Origin of the sequence: Maribellus luteus (assembly GCF_003576475.1) — a bacterium.
Classification (GTDB): domain Bacteria; phylum Bacteroidota; class Bacteroidia; order Bacteroidales; family Prolixibacteraceae; genus Draconibacterium; species Draconibacterium luteum.
On record NZ_QWGR01000002.1, the window covers coordinates 136,510 to 157,119 of the forward strand.

The 20,610-nt window shown below is 45.0% G+C and carries 16 protein-coding genes; 11 read left to right on the forward strand and 5 right to left on the reverse strand.

Annotated elements, in window-relative coordinates; translation table 11 throughout:
- The first annotated feature begins 108 nt into the window (after window positions 1–108).
- Together D1614_RS03340 and mscL are read left to right on the forward strand one after the other, a co-directional pair.
- On the forward strand, window positions 109–813 hold the full coding sequence (locus D1614_RS03340; protein WP_119436477.1) for a head GIN domain-containing protein: 705 nt from the start codon (window positions 109–111) through the stop codon (window positions 811–813).
- 126 nt (window positions 814–939) lie between these two features.
- Window positions 940–1,380 carry a large-conductance mechanosensitive channel protein MscL gene (gene mscL, locus D1614_RS03345; RefSeq protein WP_119436478.1) on the forward strand — a complete coding sequence of 147 codons (441 nt, stop codon included), beginning with the start codon at window positions 940–942 and terminating at the stop codon, window positions 1,378–1,380.
- Between the two features lie 59 nt (window positions 1,381–1,439).
- Here the strand turns inward: mscL and D1614_RS03350 are convergent, their stop codons facing one another.
- The 5 genes from D1614_RS03350 to D1614_RS03370 form a co-directional block, all read right to left on the reverse strand.
- Entirely contained in the window at window positions 1,440–2,003 is a 564-nt protein-coding gene (locus D1614_RS03350) for an L-threonylcarbamoyladenylate synthase (RefSeq protein ID WP_119436479.1), read from the reverse strand.
- Between the two features lie 3 nt (window positions 2,004–2,006).
- Window positions 2,007–3,179 (reverse strand): glycosyltransferase family 4 protein, encoded by a 1,173-nt coding sequence (locus D1614_RS03355; protein WP_119436480.1) that lies wholly within the window; start codon window positions 3,177–3,179, stop codon window positions 2,007–2,009.
- Window positions 3,180–3,247: 68 nt separating this feature from the next.
- Entirely contained in the window at window positions 3,248–4,510 is a 1,263-nt protein-coding gene (locus D1614_RS03360; protein ID WP_119436481.1) for a diaminopimelate decarboxylase family protein, read from the reverse strand.
- Between the two features lie 225 nt (window positions 4,511–4,735).
- Window positions 4,736–5,863 carry an ATP-binding protein gene (locus tag D1614_RS03365; RefSeq protein WP_119436482.1) on the reverse strand — a complete coding sequence of 376 codons (1,128 nt, stop codon included), beginning with the start codon at window positions 5,861–5,863 and terminating at the stop codon, window positions 4,736–4,738.
- Window positions 5,864–6,050: 187 nt separating this feature from the next.
- Entirely contained in the window at window positions 6,051–7,583 is a 1,533-nt protein-coding gene (locus D1614_RS03370) for an NAD(P)/FAD-dependent oxidoreductase (RefSeq protein WP_119436483.1), read from the reverse strand.
- A gap of 256 nt (window positions 7,584–7,839) precedes the next feature.
- Here D1614_RS03370 and D1614_RS03375 point away from each other — a divergent pair, with 256 nt between their 5' ends.
- From D1614_RS03375 to D1614_RS03415, 9 genes are all read left to right on the forward strand, one after another.
- Window positions 7,840–8,565 carry an ABC transporter ATP-binding protein gene (locus D1614_RS03375; RefSeq protein WP_119436907.1) on the forward strand — a complete coding sequence of 242 codons (726 nt, stop codon included), beginning with the start codon at window positions 7,840–7,842 and terminating at the stop codon, window positions 8,563–8,565.
- A gap of 82 nt (window positions 8,566–8,647) precedes the next feature.
- Entirely contained in the window at window positions 8,648–9,910 is a 1,263-nt protein-coding gene (locus tag D1614_RS03380) for an ABC transporter permease (protein WP_119436484.1), read from the forward strand.
- A 41-nt stretch (window positions 9,911–9,951) separates the two neighbouring features.
- A complete protein-coding gene (locus D1614_RS03385; protein WP_119436485.1) occupies window positions 9,952–11,223 on the forward strand; it encodes an ABC transporter permease in 1,272 nt (423 codons plus the stop codon).
- A gap of 48 nt (window positions 11,224–11,271) precedes the next feature.
- Window positions 11,272–12,399, forward strand: a complete 1,128-nt coding sequence (locus D1614_RS03390) for an efflux RND transporter periplasmic adaptor subunit (RefSeq protein WP_119436486.1) — start codon at window positions 11,272–11,274, stop codon at window positions 12,397–12,399.
- Between the two features lie 57 nt (window positions 12,400–12,456).
- A complete protein-coding gene (locus D1614_RS03395) occupies window positions 12,457–13,779 on the forward strand; it encodes a TolC family protein (RefSeq protein ID WP_119436487.1) in 1,323 nt (440 codons plus the stop codon).
- 217 nt (window positions 13,780–13,996) lie between these two features.
- On the forward strand, window positions 13,997–15,523 hold the full coding sequence (locus D1614_RS03400) for an arylsulfatase (RefSeq protein ID WP_119436488.1): 1,527 nt from the start codon (window positions 13,997–13,999) through the stop codon (window positions 15,521–15,523).
- A 98-nt stretch (window positions 15,524–15,621) separates the two neighbouring features.
- Window positions 15,622–17,037, forward strand: a complete 1,416-nt coding sequence (locus D1614_RS03405; protein ID WP_119436489.1) for a sulfatase — start codon at window positions 15,622–15,624, stop codon at window positions 17,035–17,037.
- 126 nt (window positions 17,038–17,163) lie between these two features.
- Entirely contained in the window at window positions 17,164–18,303 is a 1,140-nt protein-coding gene (locus D1614_RS03410; protein ID WP_119436490.1) for an Sb-PDE family phosphodiesterase, read from the forward strand.
- Between the two features lie 108 nt (window positions 18,304–18,411).
- The gene (locus D1614_RS03415; protein ID WP_147383995.1) at window positions 18,412–20,583 is read left to right on the forward strand and encodes a carbohydrate binding family 9 domain-containing protein; all 2,172 of its coding nucleotides are present in this window, start codon (window positions 18,412–18,414) and stop codon (window positions 20,581–20,583) included.
- Window positions 20,584–20,610: the final 27 nt, after the last annotated feature.

A 20,610-nucleotide genomic window follows, 5' to 3' on the forward strand; every position in this document is an offset into this window, starting at 1 on the left:
GTCATTAGTGAAGTAATAGTTAGAAACCAGAAAATAGTTATAAAAGATGAAACGAATCCCTGGGGACGAGTTCCATCTTATACCTTAATAAACAACAATTTTAATAAGATGAAAGCCAGAATTTTATTGTTTAGCCTCCTGTTGGCAGGAATATTTGCTGTAAATTCAGTAAAAGCAGAAGAAGAAAACCGCGAAGTATCACCTTTCTCAGAGATTTCACTGCGAATCTCCGGGAATCTCTACCTCACCCAGGGCAACAAACAAAGTGTTAGAGTTGTAGCCAAAGAATCGGTTTTGAGCGATCTTATTACCGAAGTGAAAGGAAATGAACTGGTGATCCGTTTTCCCAATTCGAACATCTTTCAGCGCAATTTCAAACCCGGTAAAATCGAAATTTATGTTACCGTGCCCGATGTAAGTGCCTTGTCGGTTTCGGGTTCAGGCGATATTATTGCCGAGAAACTGGAAGCCCGGATTTTAAATCTGTCGCTTAGCGGAAGTGGCGGAATCAAGCTCGGTTCGCTCGAATCAAGCAAATTGAAAGGAAGCATCTCGGGTTCGGGAAATATTGAAGTGAAAGGCCGAAAAGTGGCTGACGATTTAAGTGTGACCATCTCGGGTTCCGGAAATTTCAATGCAACGGATTTTGAAGCCGATGCAGTCAGTGTAACCATTGCCGGATCGGGTAACTGCAACGTTACTTCAAACGGAACGATTAAAGCACGCATTGCAGGTTCTGGAAGCGTCTTTTACAGCGGGAACCCAAGCATCGATGCTTCGACCGCCGGCTCCGGAAAAGTAAGAGAAATGTAGTGTAACAAGCTATACGAACATTGAAAACCATTCTTCAGATGAGGGATGGTTTTTTTTGTGCATTATTTGATCATAATGTATTAAATTGCTTCTCAATAGTTCTAACTGTAATTAAAATTCAACAACATGGGAGTATTAAAAGAATTTAAGAGCTTTGCCATGAAAGGCAATGTGCTCGACCTGGCAGTTGCTGTCATTATTGGTGGTGCTTTTGGTAAGATCATCACCTCTTTTGTAAACGATGTTTTGATGCCACCTATTGGGTTGCTTTTGGGAAATACCGATTTCAGCAACCTGAGAGTTGTAATCAAAGAAGGTAGCGAAGCCGTAATGAATGGCGAGCAGATAGTAAGTCCGGCCGTTGCTGAAGTGGCGATTAAATACGGCGCTTTTGTAAACACCGTGCTCGACTTTCTGATTGTGGCTTTCTCCATTTTCCTGGTGGTAAAGGCTTTCAATAAAATGAAGAAGAAAGAAGCTGCAGCTCCACCTCCTGCTCCGCCAGCTCCTTCGAAAGAAGAAGTACTGCTTACCGAGATCAGGGATATTTTAAAAGAAAAGAAATAAACGTTTTCAGGATACGATCAAAACTGCTTCGCTGTCAACCGACGGATGAAGCAGTTTTTTTATTTCCGGATAATCTCAATTTGCCCGCCCGGTCCGAGTTTGATAATGCTCGAAGCTTGTGCCGGAGTACGGTCGTCTTGCCGGTATTCAACAATATAATCCACCGCATTTTTTATTTCATCGGAAATCTCGTCAAAAAAAGTCGGCGATTTTTCTCCGCTTACATTGGCCGAAGTGGAAACCAGCGGACGGCGAAAACGTTGCAGCAAGCGGCTGGTAAAAGCTTCTTTGGTGAAACGGATTCCGATGCTGCCATCTTCTGCAAGCAGGTTTGCGGCCAGGTTTTTAGCGCGGGGATAAATAACCGTCAAGGGAGTGGTGCTTATTTCCACCAGATCCCAGGCAACTTCCGGCACTTCGCTCACATAGCGGTCGAGCAAGGCCGGGTTTTCCATTAGCACGAGCATGCTTTTCGAGTCTGCACGTTTTTTTAGGTCGTAAATCCGCTTCACTGCTTCGGGGTTGGTGGCATCGCAGCCAATTCCCCAAATGGTATCGGTGGGGTAAAGAATGATTCCCCCGCTTTTCAGTACCTCCAGTGCTTTCTTAATATCTTCCTGCATTGTTTAGCCTACTATTTTCTGATACAATTTTACGAGTTTCTCCACGTATTTTCCGGTTTGAAATTCGTTGGCACGCAACCTGCCTTTTTCAATTAACTGGCTGCGAAAATAATCATCGCTTATCAATTTCTGAATAGAATTGCCTAGTTCTTCAATATTTCCGGGTGAGCACAAAATCGCTGCATCGCCTGCAGTTTCCGGCAGACACGATACGTTGGAGGTGATTACCGGGCATCCGCTGGCCATGGCTTCGATCACGGGCAAGCCAAAACCTTCAAATACCGAGATGTAGATCGAAAGCGTGGCAAGCTGATAGATTCCAGCCAGGTCTTTTTCAGGAATGTTTTTCAGGATGATCACCTGTTTCTGAATTTTTTGGGCAGCTACGTATTTGTGTATGTCGTTGCAATACGAGGTTGGATTGCCGATCATTACCAGCGGGATATCGAGATTCTTTGCTTGCAGGGCCTTTAAAATAGAAAGCTGATTTTTTCGTTCTTCGATGGTTCCCACGGCCAGGATAAACTGATCGGGCAGGCGGTATTTCTCTTTTATTTTTGAGGTGTCAACCTTTTCAAAAAACAGGGGCGAAATGGCCTGGTGAATTACCTCAATCTTGTCGGGCGAGGTACCGGTAAACTCCACAATGTCGGCTTTTGTCTGCTCACTGATGGCGATGATCTTTGTGGCGGCTTTGCAGGCATATCTTACCTTGTAGCGGTAAATGAGCCGGTCGAAAAACTTATAAAATTCGGGGTAGCGCAAAAAGATCAGGTCATGAATGGTCACCAATGCCGGAATCCCGGTTTTGTGGATACCGCGGGGTAACTCGTTGCTAAGACCGTGGTAGAGATCGATCTGCCGGGATTTAATTTCGCCGCTTAGTTTAAAATTTCGCCAAATGGTCTTCTTAAGCCCCGATAATTTACGTGGCGGGGCTACAATTTCAAAAGCCTCCTGCTGTTTTAGCATCGCGACTTTTACCTCGGTGGTGAACAGGGAGTAAGTGTTTTTCGGGAAATATTTAATAAGTCCGTTTAGGGTATTCCGGCTGTAATTTCCCAGTCCTGAGGTATTTAAAAAAGCTCGTTTTGCGTCGTATCCTAATTTCATAATTGGTTGATTGCTTCTGTCTAAAATAACAAAAAAGGCCGGGTTTATGCCCCAGCCTTCCATTTTTGTATTATTTATGTTGCAATAAATTCTGCGAATCAACTGATGTCCTGAATCTTTAAAATCAGAAATTATTTAAAGTCTTTCACGCCACTAAAATCGAGTGTGGCAAAATAGTCTTCCAGTGTTTCAGCGCGGCGGATTTCTGTCACTGCTCCGTTTTCGCGCAGCAGAAGTTCGGCCGAACGAAGTTTTCCGTTGTAGTTAAAGCCCATCGAATGTCCGTGAGCACCGGCATCGTGGATCACCACAATATCATCGGGATCAATCTCGGGCAACATCCGGTCGATGGCAAATTTGTCATTGTTCTCGCACAGTGAGCCGGTAACGTCGTATTTGGTAGTGGCGGGCTCGTTTTCTTTCCCCATTACAGTAATGTGATGATAAGCTCCGTATAGTGCAGGGCGCATCAGGTTAGCCATGCAGGCGTCGAGTCCGGCGAATGTTTTGTACGTTTTTTTGATGTGGCGCACTTTGGTAACCAGGTATCCGTAAGGTCCGGTAATGGCGCGGCCCAGTTCAAAGAAGATTTTAAGCGGTGCCAGACCCTTTGCAACAATCATTTCGTCGTACACCTTTTTAATACCTGCGCTTACAAAATCCAGGTCCACCGGTTTTTCTCCCGGTTTGTAGGGGATGCCTACTCCACCGCCAAGGTTGGCAAACTCAATGCGGACGCCGGTTTTTTCATACACCTCATTAATCAGGTTAAAAAGAATTTCAGCGGTTTCAACAAAATACGTTGGATCCAGTTCGTTGGAAGCGACCATGGTATGAATACCAAAACGTTCCACTCCCTTTTCTTTCAGCATTCGGTAGCCTTCGATCATCTGTTCGCGGGTAAAACCATATTTGGCTTCTTCGGGATGTCCGATGATCAGGTTGCCCTGTTTCAGGTTGCCCGGATTATAGCGCATGCAAATGGTTTTCGGCAGACCCACATGTTTCTCGAGGTAGTCGATGTGCGAAATATCGTCGAGGTTGATAATGGCTCCCAGTTCTTTGGCAAGTTGAAACTCGTATGCCGGCGTATCATTCGAGGTCAGCATAATCTCGTCGCCGCTCATACCCACCTGTTTTGCCAGTTCCAGTTCAGCTACAGAACTGCAATCGATTCCAAAACCTTCTTCCCGCAAAATTTTCATGAGGTAAGGATTCGGTGCCGATTTTATCGCGTAATATTCTTTAAAGCCTTCGTTCCATGAAAAAGCTTTGTTAAAATAGCGTGCGTTTTCCCGCATCGCCTTTTCATCGTAGATATGAAACGGAGTCGGGTGGTTGGCAATGATCGTTTCCAGTTGTTCCTTGCTGAATGGTAGCTTTTTTGCTGTCATGTTTTACGTGATTAATAAAGAGAAGCAAAAGTACATTTTCCTGTTGATTTATGGTAGAATTATTCTAAATAAACAGGAGTGGAATTAACCGGAAATTTACATAGTCAAGTTCTGAATAGCTCAAGCCTGGAGCTAGTGAGATACAATTATATGGATTTTAAATCTTTGAATATGATTTGGCAGGAACACTGAATTGGACTTGAATAGGGAAACAATGGTGACTACCTATAAAAGGAAATCAAGAAAGTTGGACTTATTGATCACTTCAAACGTAATCTCGGGATAATTCTCGTTGAATGCCGTGGGTGTCTTTACCTTTCTTTCACCCCATTTAAATTCGTATGCTTTGATTACCCCATTACTTTCTTCGAGCAAATCGATTTCCTGCTTTGTGTAACTCCGCCAAAAGTAATAGCTGGCGAAACAATTGGCATTGTTTTGTTTTTTTATTCGCTCGCTAATCAGAAAACTCTCCCACAAAGCTCCCGTATCTTTTCTGATTGCCACGGGGCGAAAGTCATTGATAACGGCATTACGAATCCCATTGTCAAAAAAATACCATTTGCTTGACTTTGAAACTTCTTTGCGCGGATTACGAGCGAAGGCTGGTAACTTATATATCACAAAAGTTTTGGAAAGCAGATCCAGGTATTTTTCAACCGTATTACGGCTCAAACCTATCTTTTTGGCCAACTCATCATACGAAACCTCACTTCCTGTCTGGTAGGCTATAAGCCGAAGTAAGTCCCGCATTTTCCCTGAATTTTTAATACCGTCAATCATTAAAATGTCCTTCAACAAATAAGAATTTGCTATTTCAAGCAGGTATTGTTGTTTCTTTCCGTAGTCGGGTATTGATTGCAATTCCGGATACATCCCATAGACGAGTAGCTCTTCGAGTTTTTGGATAAGTCCTACTCTGGTTTCTGTTTGTGTTAATTCATTTAATGAAAAAGGAAATAATTTGTATTGATAGGATCTACCGACCAATGGCTCGCCTGCCTGATTGTACAGATCAAAAGATGAGGACCCCGAAATAATTACTGATAGCTCTTTTAAGTTATCTACGATTAATTTGATAATACGTCCAATATCTTTAATGTTTTGTGCTTCATCGATCACCAAAATCTCAGTGCCTTGGAATAATTGTCTGTAGTGGTTAACTGTGCGTGTTGAAAGCATTTCTTCGGTGCTAAAATCTTCTCCATTCAGAAATGCAGTTTTTTTGTTCAATTGTTTTATCAGGCTTTCAAGTAAGATCGTTTTTCCTACCCTTCTGGCGCCAAACAGTAAAACAGCTTTTCCCGGTTGCGTGTCTGTTTGTAAAAGATCTTGCAGGTCACGTTTTATCATGCTTCTTATTTCTTATAATGGAGAAATATTTCTTTCAATTGAAGAATTTCAATCAAAATTAATTAATGTACTGAAGAATTTCAACACATTTTCAGAAATAAATTGAAGAATTTTGAGTCAAAGCTTTGATTGAGATTGCCATTCGAAGCTATGGGGTGTGCGAGTACAAATTGAAAGGTTTGGATTTTTAGTCTTCCACCAAACTCATCGCCGCACGGATTCCGTCGGCCGCACTGGAAACGATTCCGCCGGCATAACCGCTTCCTTCACCAATAACATAGAGGTTTTCGAAGCCTTCACAAAGCCCGTTTTTTTCGCGAATCACCTGGATGGGAGAAGATGTTTTGCTTTCAAAACCCAGTAGGTTTCCGTGTTCGAAACCGCGCATTTTTCGGATAAAGTCCTGCAAACCTGCCTGCATTGATTGAACTACGGGCGCGGGGAGCAGGCTCCAAAGCGGCGCCTGGATCAGCCCGAGCGGGTAACTGCTTTCGAGCGGTGCGGATTTAGTTTTCTGATTGAGAAAGGCACTGATGCTGCATGCCGGAGCGGAGTAACTTCCTGCAAAATTGTAAAAAAGTTCTTCGAGTTTCTGAAGCTGGTCGAGGGCTTCGACAGGTGAAACCGTTTTTCCTGCCAGTTCATCGGGGTGAATACCTGCCACACAGGCTGCGTTGGCAAACATACCGTTGCGTTTGTAGTAGCTCATCCCGTTTACAATATTGGTATGTTCGTAAGCAGCTGCCGGGACTACGGTTCCTCCCGGGCACATGCAAAATGAAAATACCTGGTGCGTGCCATCAGCCGGCGAGGTAAGCCGGTACTCGGCGGCTTTTACTCCGGGCAATACGGGTTTTCCCCATTGTGCAATATTGATGGTTTCCTGTTTGTGCTCCATTCGGCTGCCCACCGCAAAATTCTTGGTGCGGAAAGGAACACCACGCCGAATCAGCATTTTATAGGTTTCGTAAGCTGAGTGTCCCGGTGCAATAAAAACGGCATCGGCTTCCAGGTTTCCGGCAGTGGTGACAACCTCGCTTACTTTCCCGTTGATAATTTTCAGGTCTTCCAGCTGTGTCTCGAAAAGCATGCGGCCCCCCAGTTCTTCGAATTCGTGCCGCAGGTTTTGGACAATCTTTCGCAGGTTGTCGGTACCCAGGTGCGGATGTGTCATGTACATGATCTCGGCAGGTGCCCCGGCTTTTACATAGCTCGAAAGAATAAAATGTTTCTCTTTGGAGATGTGTTTCGAGCGTGAAGTCAGCTTTCCGTCCGAGAAAGTACCGGCGCCACCTTCGCCAAAAGCATAGTTGTTTTGAGTATTAAAAACTCCGCTGCGTTCGAAATGCGAAATGGCTTGCCCCCGTTTTTGAACATCGGAGCCGCGTTCGATCAGCGTAACATTAAAACCGGCTTTTTGCAAAACAAAGGCATTAAAAAAGCCGGCCGGGCCACTGCCAACCACTACAATTTTCCTGTTTCTTTTTTTGAACGGAATCTGTAACTCATCCTGCTCAGGAGACTCATCTCCTTTTATTTTTGATGAGCTAACCAACACTTTTACCAGCCAGAAAATACTTTTTTTATTCCGCGCATCCAGGCTTTTGCTTTCGGTATAAAAAGAGAAATCCCGGATATTCAACTGCTTGGCAATACGCTCTTTTAGCTGTTCTTCGGTGTAGTTGGTAGGTAATTTTAAACTGATCGCCTTTGTTCCCATGCTGTATAATTTCGATTCAAAAGTAGGTATTCGCTGTGTTATTTGGAAGAACCCGGGAGCTTCCTGTAAAATTTAATGTAACTGAACCGGTTTTCGCGCGTCTGTATTTATGTGATGAGCAACAGCGGAATTACCGAAAGCGGAAAACAATGATTCATTCACCGGAGATAAAGCTTCGTTCGTCGAATAAATAACAGTGATTTCACGGGTTTTCATCACATTTATTTCAGAAAACAAAAAACAAGCAATTCAAGCCATGATTAGTCTTAAAAATGTACACAAATCTTACGTTACCGGCAGCAACTCGCTTCACGTGCTGAAAGGTATCGACCTGGAGATTGAAACAGGCGAATTTGTTTCGATCATGGGCTCCTCGGGTTCGGGAAAATCAACCCTTTTAAACATTCTCGGAATTCTGGACAACTACGACGAAGGTGCCTATTATCTGAACGGCTCGCTGGTGAAAGACATGTCGGAGAAAAAAGCTGCCAAACTGCGTAACGAGATGGTGGGCTTTGTATTCCAGTCGTTCAATCTTATCTCCTTTAAAAATGCGATGGAAAATGTGGCACTTCCGCTTTACTATCAGGGAGTGAACCGCAAAAAACGCAATAAAATTGCTCTGGAATACCTCGATAAAGTAGGACTGCTGGATTGGGCCGATCATTTGCCCAACGAGATGTCGGGAGGCCAGAAACAGCGCGTTGCAATAGCCCGCTCGCTGATTTCGCAGCCCAAAATCATTTTTGCGGACGAACCAACCGGAGCGCTCGATACTACTACTTCGTACGAAGTAATGGAGATACTGAAGGAGATCAATGCCGGCGGGATTACCGTGATTCTGGTGACACACGAGCATGATATTGCCGCGATGACGCAAAAAATCGTTCGTCTGAAAGACGGCCGCATCGATCAGATCATCAAAAACGGCGATCTGAAACACTTTCAACATCAATACGCCAAAGAGCTGGAAACCGCATAAGGAGTATCCAGTCGCAGTCTCAGTTTTCAGTTGGTTTCACTGAACTTTGAATTCTGAACTCTAAACTTTAAACTATTCTATCATGTTCGATATCGATAAATGGCAGGAAATCTTTGCCACCATCAAAAAGAATAAAATGCGGACTTTCCTTACGGGCTTTAGTGTTGCCTGGGGGATTTTCATGCTCATGATTTTACTTGGGTCGGGCAATGGCCTGAGCAACGGGGTTTCCGAAAACTTTATGCGCGATGCCGTAAACGCCATGTGGTTGTGGAGCGGTCGTACCAGTATTCCCTATCAGGGTTTAAAAGAGGGCCGCGACATACGCTTTACCAATGCCGATTACGATGTGCTAAAGGACCTGGAAGGGATTGAATATACTTCGGGGCGCTATTACATTCGTGAAAATAAATTTTCGTACGGAAACGAATACGGCGAATACACGGCGATTACCTGTCATCCCGATCTACAGGACGTGGAAAACATTGAAATAGTAGATGGCCGGTTTATCAACCAGGTCGACATCAATCAAACACGAAAATCGGTGGTGCTGGGAAAGGATATCTACGATGCTTTGTTTAAAGATAAAAATGCGATTGGGGAATATGTGCGAGTTAACAACATTCCTTTTAAGGTAGTGGGAATATGCCGGGAAGGTGGCGGTACTCGTCACCGGAATGCGTACATTCCTGTAAGCACCGGGCAAAAGGTATTTAACGGCTCCAACCGCTTGCACAATTTTGCACTCACCATTAACGCGACCACCCTGGAAGAGAGCCAGGCCATTGAGCAGCGGGTGCGCGAAACGATGGCCCGCAAACACCGGTTCGATGCTTCGGATGAGTCGGCCATGGGATCGTACAACAAGCTGGAAGACGTAATTCAGACCATGAAAATATTCCAGGCCATCAAAATTTTTATCTGGATTATCGGTACAGGAACCTTGATTGCCGGCGTGGTGGGTGTTAGCAACATTATGCTGATTGTGGTAAAGGAACGCACCAAGGAAATTGGCATCCGCAAAGCGATTGGCGCAAGCCCTTCGTCTGTGATCGGGTTGGTTTTGCTCGAATCGATATTGATCACAACGGTTGCCGGGTACATCGGTTTGGTGATGGGAACGGGACTGATGGAGCTGATCAATCTGGTGGTTGAAAAGCAGTACGAAGTTTCGGCAGCTACCAACGGCGGAAACGGAGAAACCATATTCCGAAATCCTACGGTTGACCTTGGGGTTGCAATGACCGCAACTTTACTGTTGGTGGTTGCAGGAACCATTGCGGGGTACATTCCCGCCAAGCGCGCCGCACGCATTAAACCGATTGAAGCTTTGCGTGATGAATAAAAGAGACTCTCTGAACTTTGAACTTTAAACACTGAACTAAAATGTTTGATTTAGATCTTTGGAAAGAAATACTGAGCGCCCTGAAAAAGAACCGGATGCGAAGCTTTATGACTGCTTTCGGGGTATTTTGGGGAATATTCATGCTCATCATCATGTCGGGAGCCGGGAAAGCTTTGGAGAATGGAGTGATGGATGGCATCCGGGCATTTGCCTCCAATTCTGCCTTTTTCTGGACCGAGCGTACCAGCAAACCCTACAAAGGATTTCAGCGTGGAAGGCAATGGAATTACACCAATACCGACATTGAATACATAAAAGCAAATGTAAAGGATATTGAATACCTGTCACCGCGTTTGTTTGGCCCAAGAGGCTATGAAGGCGACAATACCATCAGAGGCAAGCAAACAGGTTCGTTCAATATTTACGGCGACTATCCTGATTTTTTCAAAATTGATCCGTGGACGCCACTAAAAGGGCGCCTTATCAATGAGATCGATATTTTACAAAGTCGCAAAGTGGTGAATATTGGTGAACGTGTGGTGGAAGTAATGTTTGAAAAGGACGAAGATCCGATCGGTCAGTATTTGAAAATCAACGGAGTTTATTTCCAGGTAGTAGGAGTGATAAAGGGTGAAACACGCGTAAATATTGGAGGAGGTAGAAAAAACGAAACCATTATCATGCCTTTTACCACGATGCAAAAGACCTACAATTTCGGCGACGATGTTCACTTCTTTTCGGTAACCTCGGCACCGGGAGTTCCGGTGAGCAGGGTAGAAGCCCGCTTAAAGGAGCTTCTGAAAAGCAGGCATAAAATTGCCCCCGACGATATGCAGGCAGTGGGTTCTTTCAACATCGAAGTGGAGTGGAAAAAATACATGGGCCTTTTTACCGGTATCCAGATTTTAACCTGGATCGTGGGAATCGGAACCCTGATGGCCGGGGTGATCGGTGTCAGCAACATTATGCTGGTGATCATAAAGGAACGTACGCAGGAAATAGGAATTCAACGGGCTATCGGGGCAACTCCGGGCAAAGTGATAATGCACATTGTGGCCGAGAGTGTGTTTCTGACAGTAATGGCCGGTTACATCGGGCTGGCACTGGGTGTTGGTTTGCTCGAATTGCTGAACATTGCACTGGAAGCTGCCAGTTCGGATGCAGATTCGATTTTCTTCCGTTCGCCCGAAGTGAGTTTCCAAATGGCAGTAGGAGCCTTGTCGGTACTGGTGGTTTCCGGAATACTGGCAGGATTAATACCCGCCAAAAGAGCCGTTAGTATCAAACCGATCGATGCATTAAGAGACGAATAAAAAAAATCAACGATAAACGAATTACAGAAAACAAAAAACAAGAGCAACATGAAAAAGATTGTAAGATACCTGGGAATTGCGATTTTGATCGCAGCGTTTGGAGGAACCCTTTTCTTCTTGTATAACAAGTCAAAGAAGAAACAGGATTTCTTTGAGAACAAGAATCCGTTTTACAGCGATGTAGTAATGAAAACCGTGGCAACCGGTTCGGTAGTGCCGCGTTACGAAATTGAAATTGTGCCACAGGTTTCGGGGATTATCGATGAACTGTATGTGGAAGCCGGCGATAAAATCAGCAAAGGACAGGTAGTGGCACGTATTAAAATTATTCCGGATATGGTAACGTTAAATGCTGCTGAAACCCGGTTGAACAGAGCAAAAATCAGTTACGAAGATGCCCAGATTGATTACGACCGTCAGCAGAAGCTGTTTGACAAGAGTGTGATCTCTTACGAAGAGTTCAAATCGTCAAAGGTCGGGTACGATTCAGCCAAGGAAGAATTGTCGGCTGCTGAAAATAATTTGGAATTAATTCAGAATGGTGTAACAAAAAAGGCAGCAACGGCTACCAATACCCTGGTTCGTTCTACTATTGATGGCATGGTGCTCGATGTTCCGATCAAAGTTGGAAACTCGGTCATTCAGGCCAATACTTTTAATGCCGGTACTACCATTGCTTCGGTGGCCGATATGAAAGATATTATTTTTGAAGGGAAGGTGGACGAAACCGAAGTGGGTAAAATTAAGGAAGGAATGCCGATTGAACTGGAAATTGGCGCCATTGATAAAGAAAAATTTGACGCCGTACTGGAATATATTTCACCCAAGGGGGTGGAAGAAAACGGAGCCATTCAGTTTGAGATAAAGGCAAATGTTCGGCTGAAAGAAGGGCAGTTTATACGGGCCGGTTACAGTGCCAATGCCAACATCGTTCTGGAGAAAAAAGACAGTGTAATGGTGATTCCGGAAGGCATGCTGCAATTCGACAACGACTCGTCGTTTGTGGAGATTAACACCGGAAGCACAGAAGAACCGGTTTACGAGAAACGCATGGTGAAAACCGGCTTGTCTGACGGAATCAATATTGAGATTACAGAAGGTTTGAAGCCGGAAGACAAGGTAAAAGGCGAAAAAATCGATCCAAAAGCGATGAAAGAAAACACCAGTAAAGGCTAGGCTTAGTTAGTTTCAAAGGTTTATGTAAATTAGTCGAAACAAAAAAACAATAAAAAAATGAAGAATCTTTTAACCTTGCTGATCGCAGTTACGGGACTTTTATCGGTAGCAACAGTAAAGGCCCAGGCTCCCTGGGACCTGCAGAAATGCTTCGATTACGCCATCGAAAATAACCTCCAGATCAAAAGGCAGGTGCTGAATACCGAATATTACCAGAACCAGGTCAACCAGGCAAAGTCGGATAAGTTGCCCAACCTGAATGCACAGGTTGGAAATGATTTCAGTTTTGGACGGACCCTGACTTTTCCTGAAAATACGTATGTAAATGCCAATTCAACTTCTCTTTCCGGGGGTGTGAGTTCTAATCTGACCGTTTTTAATGGCATGAGATTGAGCAATCTGGTTCAGAAGAGCAAATTGGATTTGCAGGCCACCCTGTATGAATTGGATAAGACGAAGGACGATATTATGTTGTTGATTGCAGCCGAGTATCTCCAGATTCTTTTTGCCGAAGAAGTACTGCTGGTGGATTCCGCCAACCTGGAAGTCACCAAACAACAGCTCGAAAGATCGAGACAACTGGTAAATGCAGGAAGCCTGGCCAGAGGGGCAATGCTGGAAATTGAAGCACAGCTGGCCCGCGAAGAGTTACAGTTGGTAAACGATCAGAACAGTCTTCAACTGGCCTATCTGAATCTGTATCAGTTTATGGACCTTCCGATGGCTGAAAGCTTTAAGATCGAGAAACCGAGTCTTCCTGAAATTCAGGCCAATGTGACCATGATGAATGCTTTTGATGTGTTCAATAATGCGATAAATGTCCGCCCTGAAATAAAAGCCGCCCAGTTGCGGGTGGAAAGTGCGATGAAAGAACTTGAAATAGCCAAGGGAAATAGATATCCCAGTCTTTCGTTTGGAGCTTATTACAATAACATTTTTAATAATAAAGACAGCCGGGGTTTTAATGAGCAGATCCAGAACAATGGTCGCTCCAGCTTAGGATTAACCTTATCCATCCCTATTTTCAACCGCTTCCAGGTGAAGAACAGCATTTCCAATTCGCAGATCCAGATTTCGGATTACGAATACCAGCTGCAGATAGCGCGCAACGTGCTTCGAAAAGATATTGAACTGGTTTATACCAATGCTTTGGCTGCGCTCAACCGCTATATTTCTACCCAAAAAGCGGTTACGTCGATGAAAGAGGCTTTCCGTTATACCGAAGAGAAGTTTAACGTGGGAATGATCAACTCGGTGGAGTACAACCAAAGCAAGAATAACCTGGCAACGGCGCAGTCGGATCTGATACAGGCCAAGTACGAGTATATTTTCCGTACCAAAATATTAGATTTCTACAACGGTGTACCTATCACCTTGTAGCGAATCATGCTTGAACATTGTTTTTTGTGCCCTGACGGTTAGCGTCAGGGCTTTTTTGTGTTTGTCAGAAATATACTTTCACAATAACGTTTAAAAGGTAAGCTGAGGGATAAGAGAATTTTTTTCAACTCAATTTTATTGCATAATTTCGTCCAGCATTCAGGAATTATTATTACGGATTAATCAATCAATCAAAGTGAAACAAACAAGTATTTTTTTGAGTTACATCGCCCTCTTAATTTTGGGCGCTGGCTTGACCAATTGCGGGCAGGTCGAAAAAGAAGCAACAACCAAGCCCAACATCATATACATCCTGGCTGATGACCTGGGGTATTCGGAAGTGGGTTGCTACGGACAGGAAAAAATAGAAACACCCAACCTCGATGCGATGGCCACTAACGGTATGATGTTTACAGAACACTACGCCGGGGCTCCGGTTTGCGCGCCTTCGCGTTGTGTGCTGTTAACCGGTCAGCATCTTGGGCATGCGCAAATCAGGGGTAACGACGAATGGGCTTCCCGTGGCGACGTATGGGATTTCGAAGCCATGGCAAAAGACCCGAATCTGGAAGGGCAGCGTCCGTTAAAAGCCGGTACGCCAACCATTGGGCGTTTGTTGCAAAATGCCGGTTATAAAACTGGTGTGGTAGGTAAATGGGGCCTGGGGGCTCCCTTAACCGAAGGAATTCCCAACAAACAAGGCTTCGATTTCTTTTTCGGATACAATTGCCAGCGGCAGGCGCATACTTTTTTCCCGGTTCACTTATGGAAAGATACGACCAAGGTACTGTTGAACAATAAAATGGTGCCGCCCCGTACGCGACTTCCCGAAGGAGCCGATTTGTACGATCCGGAATCTTACAAGGATTTCTGGCTGACTGAATACTCGCCTGATTTGATGCAAAAGGAAGTCATTAATTTTATCCGTGAAAACAAAGACGCGCCTTTCTTTATGTATTACGCTACCCCTATTCCGCATAATCCGCTGCAGGCCCCGAAGCGCTGGATAGATTACTATGTGGATAAATTTGGCGACGAAGAACCGTACGATGGACGGCGGGGTTATTTTCCGCATCGTTACCCGCACGCCTGCTATGCGGCAATGGTTTCGTACATGGACGAGCAGATTGGTGAAATTGTAGCTACCCTGAAAGAGCTGGGATTGTACGAAAACACGATCATCATGTTCAGCAGCGACAATGGCCCGACGTATACCGGGGGAGCCGACTCGCCCTGGTTCGACAGTGCCAAACCGTTTAAAAGCGAACACGGTTGGGGAAAAGGAAGTGTGAACGAAGGCGGGATCAGGGTGCCAATGATTGTTCAGTGGCCTGAAAAAATACAGGCAGGTACCGAAACAGATCTGATTTCGGCTTTTTACGATGTGTTGCCAACCCTTTGCGAAGTTTCGGGGGCTGAAATACCTGAAAACGTTGACGGAATAAGCTTTTTGCCAACGCTTGTAAACAGCGGAGAGCAAAAGACACACGAGTACCTGTACTGGGAATTTCCCGAATCGGGCGGACAGCAAGCCATTAGAATGGGCAACTGGAAGGGTATCCGTAAAAATATCCGGCAAGATAGTTTGCGCATTCAGTTGTATGATTTGAATACCGATATTCAGGAATTATACGATGTTTCAGCGGAACATCCGGAAATCATTCAGGAAATGGAGGCCATTTTCAAAAGAGAGCATACGACGGCTGAAATCGAAAAATTCAGAATGAAACAACTGGGAGATTAAACTGAAACGAATCAGGCCAAATCAAAAAATCAGCTTTCTTGTTCGGGAATTGATGCAGTTTTTTGATTTGGCCGGTTCTTACTATCAAAATACAAAGCATGAATATTGTTTTTAAGGCAGGATTACTACTTCTCTTTGCCGGTGTTTTTTCGTGTACGTCTTCCGTAAAGAGTAGTAGCGATGAGGATGCACGTCCGAACATCATCCTTATAAATATCGATGACATGGGCTGGCGCGATGTGGGTTTTATGGGTTCGGAATATTACGAAACACCGAACATTGATGCGCTGGCAGCCGATGGAATGATATTCAGCAATGCCTACGCCGCTGCCTCGAATTGTGCTCCCAGCCGTGCCTGCCTGATGAGCGGACAATGGACGGCCCGGCACGGTATTTATACCGTCGGTACGTCGGAGCGGGGAAAAAGCCGCGATCGAAAACTTGTTCCGGTGGTAAACAATGAAACCATGCCCGATGATAATGTTTTGATTCCGGAAGTGCTGCAAAAGGCTGGCTATGTAACTTGTCAGTCGGGGAAATGGCACCTGAGCGAAAAGCCGGAGTTAAGGGGTTTTGATTTTAGCATTGGTGGCAGCCACGCTGGTAATCCCGGGTCTTATTATCCGCCCTATAAAAATGTTCCGTCGGTAAAGGCGCCGTCGGACGATTATTACCTCACCAATCTCATCATGGACCGGACTTTGGATTTCCTGGACTCGGTCAACAACAAGCCTTTCTTTCTGTATTACGCGCCTTATGCTGTTCATACGCCCATTCAGCCGGTAAAAGCGTTGTTGCCGAAATATGAGAACAAAGCGGAATGGAACGGGCAAAACAACGCTGAGTATGCAACAATGGTAGAGAACGTAGATGCACAAATTGGCCGTTTAGTGGAGGCGCTGCGAAATTCGGGAAAGCTGGAAAACACGGTTATCTTTTTTACTTCCGACAATGGCGGACATTACGGAATAACCAAACAGTGGCCGTTGCGCTCGGGAAAAGGGTCGTACTACGAAGGTGGCATTCGTGAACCCATGTTTGTTTTCTGGAAGGGAAAAATTCAAGGAGGAAGCCAGTCGGATTTTCCGGTAAGCCAGCTCGATTTTTATCCAACTATACTTGACATGGCGGGTATTCCGAAACCGGCAAATAAGATACTTGACGGAGCATCGATTTTGCCTGTACTAAAGCAATCCGGTGACTTGGAAGAGCGTCCGCTTTTCTGGCATTTTCCGGTGTACCTCGAAGCCTATGTTAAGAATGATAGCACAACGCAGGACCCGCTTTTCCGCACCCGCCCCGGATCTGCCGTTCGTTTGGGCGACTGGAAACTTATTCAGTATTTCGAGAATAACGACATTGAATTGTATAACCTGAAAGAAGATATTGGCGAGGTAAACAACCTGGCAGAATCAAATCCAGAGAAAGTGAGGGAACTTGTGGGGATTCTGGATACCTGGCGGGAAAAGACGGTTGCTCCTGTTCCGGAACAATTGAATCCTGATTATCAGTAAAAGTAATGTCAAGAATCCGGAAAACTAAGTTTTGCATCATCGATCATAGTTTTTAGTTGTTTTCTTCTTCCTTCACTGTTTTAATGATTATTTTGGGAGGACTTAAAACAACTAAATCATAATACCATGTTTAGAACCAGGTTATTAGTCTTTCTTTTTATATTCAGTACATTTTATTGTTATGCCCAGGATGACAATGGGGTTATGTCGATGGATGAGTCCAGATTTCCTAAAAAACGCCAAATCATCCGGATTCCCGGTTTCGATGGCTACCAAACGTTGAAATGCGATTTCCACATGCATACCATTTTTTCTGATGGACAGGTTTGGCCTACGATCAGGGTGCAGGAAGCGTGGCAGGAAGGATTGGATGTAATGGCCATTTCGGATCATATCGAATACACGCCGCACTCGAAAGATGTGGTGGTTGACCACAACCGTGCGTATGAAATAGGCGAGGACATGGCTGCCGAGAATAACATCATCCTGATTAAGGGGAACGAAATTACGCGCAATACACCTCCCGGCCATTTTAACGCAATTTTTATTGGAGATTCGAAGGATTACATCGCCGACAGGGACAATGCCAAAGACAAACAGGCCGTGATGAAGGCGGCTGACCAGGAGGCCTTTATTTTCTGGAATCACCCCGGTTGGAAAGTGAATTCGATTGATGGTTCTTACGAATGGATTGATCTGGTGGACGAGTTGTTAAAGGAAAAGGTTCTGGGGGGAATTGAAGTTTTTAACGGTTTTAAGTTTTACAAAAAAGCGCTGGACTGGTGTGTCGATAACAACCTTGCGGTGATGGGATCGACGGATATGCACAACATTGTGGGTTACAGCTATAATTTTAAAGAGGGAGCCCATCGCAGCATGACACTGGTTTTTGCCAAAGAACGGACGGCTCAGTCGGTACGCGAAGCGCTGGAAGAAGGGCGCACCGTTGCCTGGTCGACAAAATACATTGCCGGGAAGGAAGAATGGGTCAGCAAACTGTTCTACGCCAGCGTGGAAGTTAGCCCGGTTTTTCATGCAAAAACAAGGAACGAAAAGACCACCAACTACTACGAGATAAAAAACAACAGCGATTTGTATTTTGAAATGGAGCTCAAGTCGGGCAAGGGAACCCGAACAGTGACGCTTTATCCGCAATCGGCACAGGTTATTTCTGCAACCGAAGGGCAGGAAAAACTGACCTACGAAGTGGTAACGGCCTTTGTTCGCAGCGACAAAAATCTGGTGGTAGATATTCCGCTAAAATAAAGGGAAAATTCTTTTCCTAAACTACACTGGGTGCTGGCTCAGGTTTTGACAATTTGAATATCTTTGCGTGCAACTTATTGAAACCTAAATCAATTAACGCTATTTCTTATGAAGCTGTCTTTGGTCTTTTTGTTTATGTTGCATGTTGCTGCAGTTGGTGCAAGCAACGTGTTGCTGACGAACTCTGATACCACCATTAGCACATTCAACAAAGACTATGTTTACGAAGTAAAAAAAGCCCGTTCTGAAATCCGGATCGACGGTGTTATTGAAGAACCCGACTGGCAGGCAGCGCAAAAGGCGGATACTTTTTTTAAAGTGTTGCCGGTCGACAGCGGTTATGCCACGCAGCCTTCGACCATATTAATGACCTACGATGATAAAGCGCTTTACCTGGCGCAGATTTTTTACGATACGATTCCGGGCAAACGGGTGATGGAATCTTTCCGGCGCGATTTTGCTTTTGGCAACAACGACAACCTGCTGGTGTTTTTTGATACTTTTCTGGACCAGACCAACGGATTTTCGTTTGGGGTTTCGGCCTCAGGAGCCAAGTGGGACGGCACCATGAGCAACGGCAGTGCGGTTTCGCTCGACTGGGATTGCAAGTGGGAATCGAAAACCAAACATTACGACGACCGGTGGGTGACCGAGATGCGCATCCCGTTTAAATCGGTTCGTTATCCGCGCGGGAGTCAAACCTGGTTTACCAATTTTAGCCGTCTCGATCTCAAAGCAAACGAGAAATCGTCGTGGGCACCTGTTCCGCGGCAATTCCCGACGGCTTCGCTGGCTTACACCGGGGTAATGAACTTTGAAGAACCGCTGCCCAAACCCAAGCCGCAGATTTCGGTTATTCCCTACATTTTTGGCGGCGTTTCAAAAGATTACGAAGCAGGAACCGACGCTTCCTACCGAAAAGATTTTGGTTTTGATGCCAAGATCGGTATTTCATCTTCCATGAACCTCGACCTGACTTACAATCCCGATTTCGCGCAGGTAGAAGTAGACCGGCAGATTGCCAACATCGACCGTTTTGAGTTGTTCTTTCCGGAAAAGCGGCAGTTTTTTCTCGAGAACGGCGATCTTTTTTCGAGCTATGGTTACAATACTTCCACGCCTTTCTTTTCGCGCCGGATAGGCCTGGATGCTCCGGTGCTGGCAGGGGCCCGTCTCACGGGGAAAATAGGGAACGATTTGCGTTTGGGACTGATGACGATGACCACCGAAAAAACCAATGATTTTCTGTCACGCAATTTTACCGTTGTTTCGCTGCAGAAAAAGGTTTTTGCGCGGTCGAACATCGGGTTTATAGCCGTTAACAAACAATATTTTGATGTGCCATCGGATACCAGCATGTACAACCGCGTGGTGGGAGTGGATTACAATCTGGCCAGCGCCAATAATTTTTGGAGCGGCAAGTTTTTCTATCACCGGTCTTTTCAGCCCGGAAACCCGGACAAGCAATATTCGCAGGGAGCTTCGGTTACCTACAAAACAAAGCATCTGACACTTGGCCTGTACGAGACTTCGATAGGAGAGAACTACCTGGCCGAGACAGGATATGTGAGGCGCTCCGGGTATAATTTCGTGGGAACAAAAACCGGGTATAACTTTGTGCCGAACAAAAAGGTAGTAAGTCATGGCCCTGATGTTCAGATCGATAATTATTACGACAAGGATTACAACAAAATAGAGCATGAATACGAGCTCTCGTACCACTTTCAGTTTCAGGACCGTTCTGAATTTGAGCTCTCGTACAAAAACTTTTATGTGAAGTTGCAGGAAGATTTTAATCCTACCAGCGATGCTGCAAATTTTCTGCCCGTTGGATCGGATTATCATTTTGGTGCCGTTTCGGCCGAATTTACTTCCACCCGGAAAACACTCTTTAACTGGAGAGCCGAGGCAACAAAAGGCTCTTTCTACAGCGGCGACATTCAGTTTGTAGAAGGGGAGATCGGGTACCGTTTTCAGCCTTACGTCAACCTTACCATGAATTTTAATTTCACCGACATGGATTTGGGAGCTCCTTTCGACCGGGAACAGTTTTTTCTGGTCGGCCCCAAAATGGATATCACTTTTTCGGATAAAATTTTCTGGTCAACATTTGTTCAGTACAACGAGCAGGTTGATAACCTGAATATTAATTCTCGTTTTCAGTGGCGCTACCAGCCGGTTTCGGATATTTACCTGGTTTATACCGACAACTATTTTACCGGAAACTGGAACTCGCGCAACCGCGCCATCGTACTTAAAATGACTTATTGGTTTAATTAGAAAGGAGGCGTTTAACACGGCTTAACG

Coding starts and splice junctions, on each gene's coding strand:
- D1614_RS03340 (WP_119436477.1), top strand. CDS start 109: ATGAAAGCCAGAATTTTATTGTTTAGCCTCCTGTTGGCAGGAATATTT.
- mscL (WP_119436478.1), top strand. CDS start 940: ATGGGAGTATTAAAAGAATTTAAGAGCTTTGCCATGAAAGGCAATGTG.
- D1614_RS03350 (WP_119436479.1), bottom strand. CDS start 2,003: ATGCAGGAAGATATTAAGAAAGCACTGGAGGTACTGAAAAGCGGGGGA.
- D1614_RS03355 (WP_119436480.1), bottom strand. CDS start 3,179: ATGGAAGGCTGGGGCATAAACCCGGCCTTTTTTGTTATTTTAGACAGA.
- D1614_RS03360 (WP_119436481.1), bottom strand. CDS start 4,510: ATGACAGCAAAAAAGCTACCATTCAGCAAGGAACAACTGGAAACGATC.
- D1614_RS03365 (WP_119436482.1), bottom strand. CDS start 5,863: ATGATAAAACGTGACCTGCAAGATCTTTTACAAACAGACACGCAACCG.
- D1614_RS03370 (WP_119436483.1), bottom strand. CDS start 7,583: ATGGGAACAAAGGCGATCAGTTTAAAATTACCTACCAACTACACCGAA.
- D1614_RS03375 (WP_119436907.1), top strand. CDS start 7,840: ATGATTAGTCTTAAAAATGTACACAAATCTTACGTTACCGGCAGCAAC.
- D1614_RS03380 (WP_119436484.1), top strand. CDS start 8,648: ATGTTCGATATCGATAAATGGCAGGAAATCTTTGCCACCATCAAAAAG.
- D1614_RS03385 (WP_119436485.1), top strand. CDS start 9,952: ATGTTTGATTTAGATCTTTGGAAAGAAATACTGAGCGCCCTGAAAAAG.
- D1614_RS03390 (WP_119436486.1), top strand. CDS start 11,272: ATGAAAAAGATTGTAAGATACCTGGGAATTGCGATTTTGATCGCAGCG.
- D1614_RS03395 (WP_119436487.1), top strand. CDS start 12,457: ATGAAGAATCTTTTAACCTTGCTGATCGCAGTTACGGGACTTTTATCG.
- D1614_RS03405 (WP_119436489.1), top strand. CDS start 15,622: ATGAATATTGTTTTTAAGGCAGGATTACTACTTCTCTTTGCCGGTGTT.
- D1614_RS03410 (WP_119436490.1), top strand. CDS start 17,164: ATGTTTAGAACCAGGTTATTAGTCTTTCTTTTTATATTCAGTACATTT.
- D1614_RS03415 (WP_147383995.1), top strand. CDS start 18,412: ATGAAGCTGTCTTTGGTCTTTTTGTTTATGTTGCATGTTGCTGCAGTT.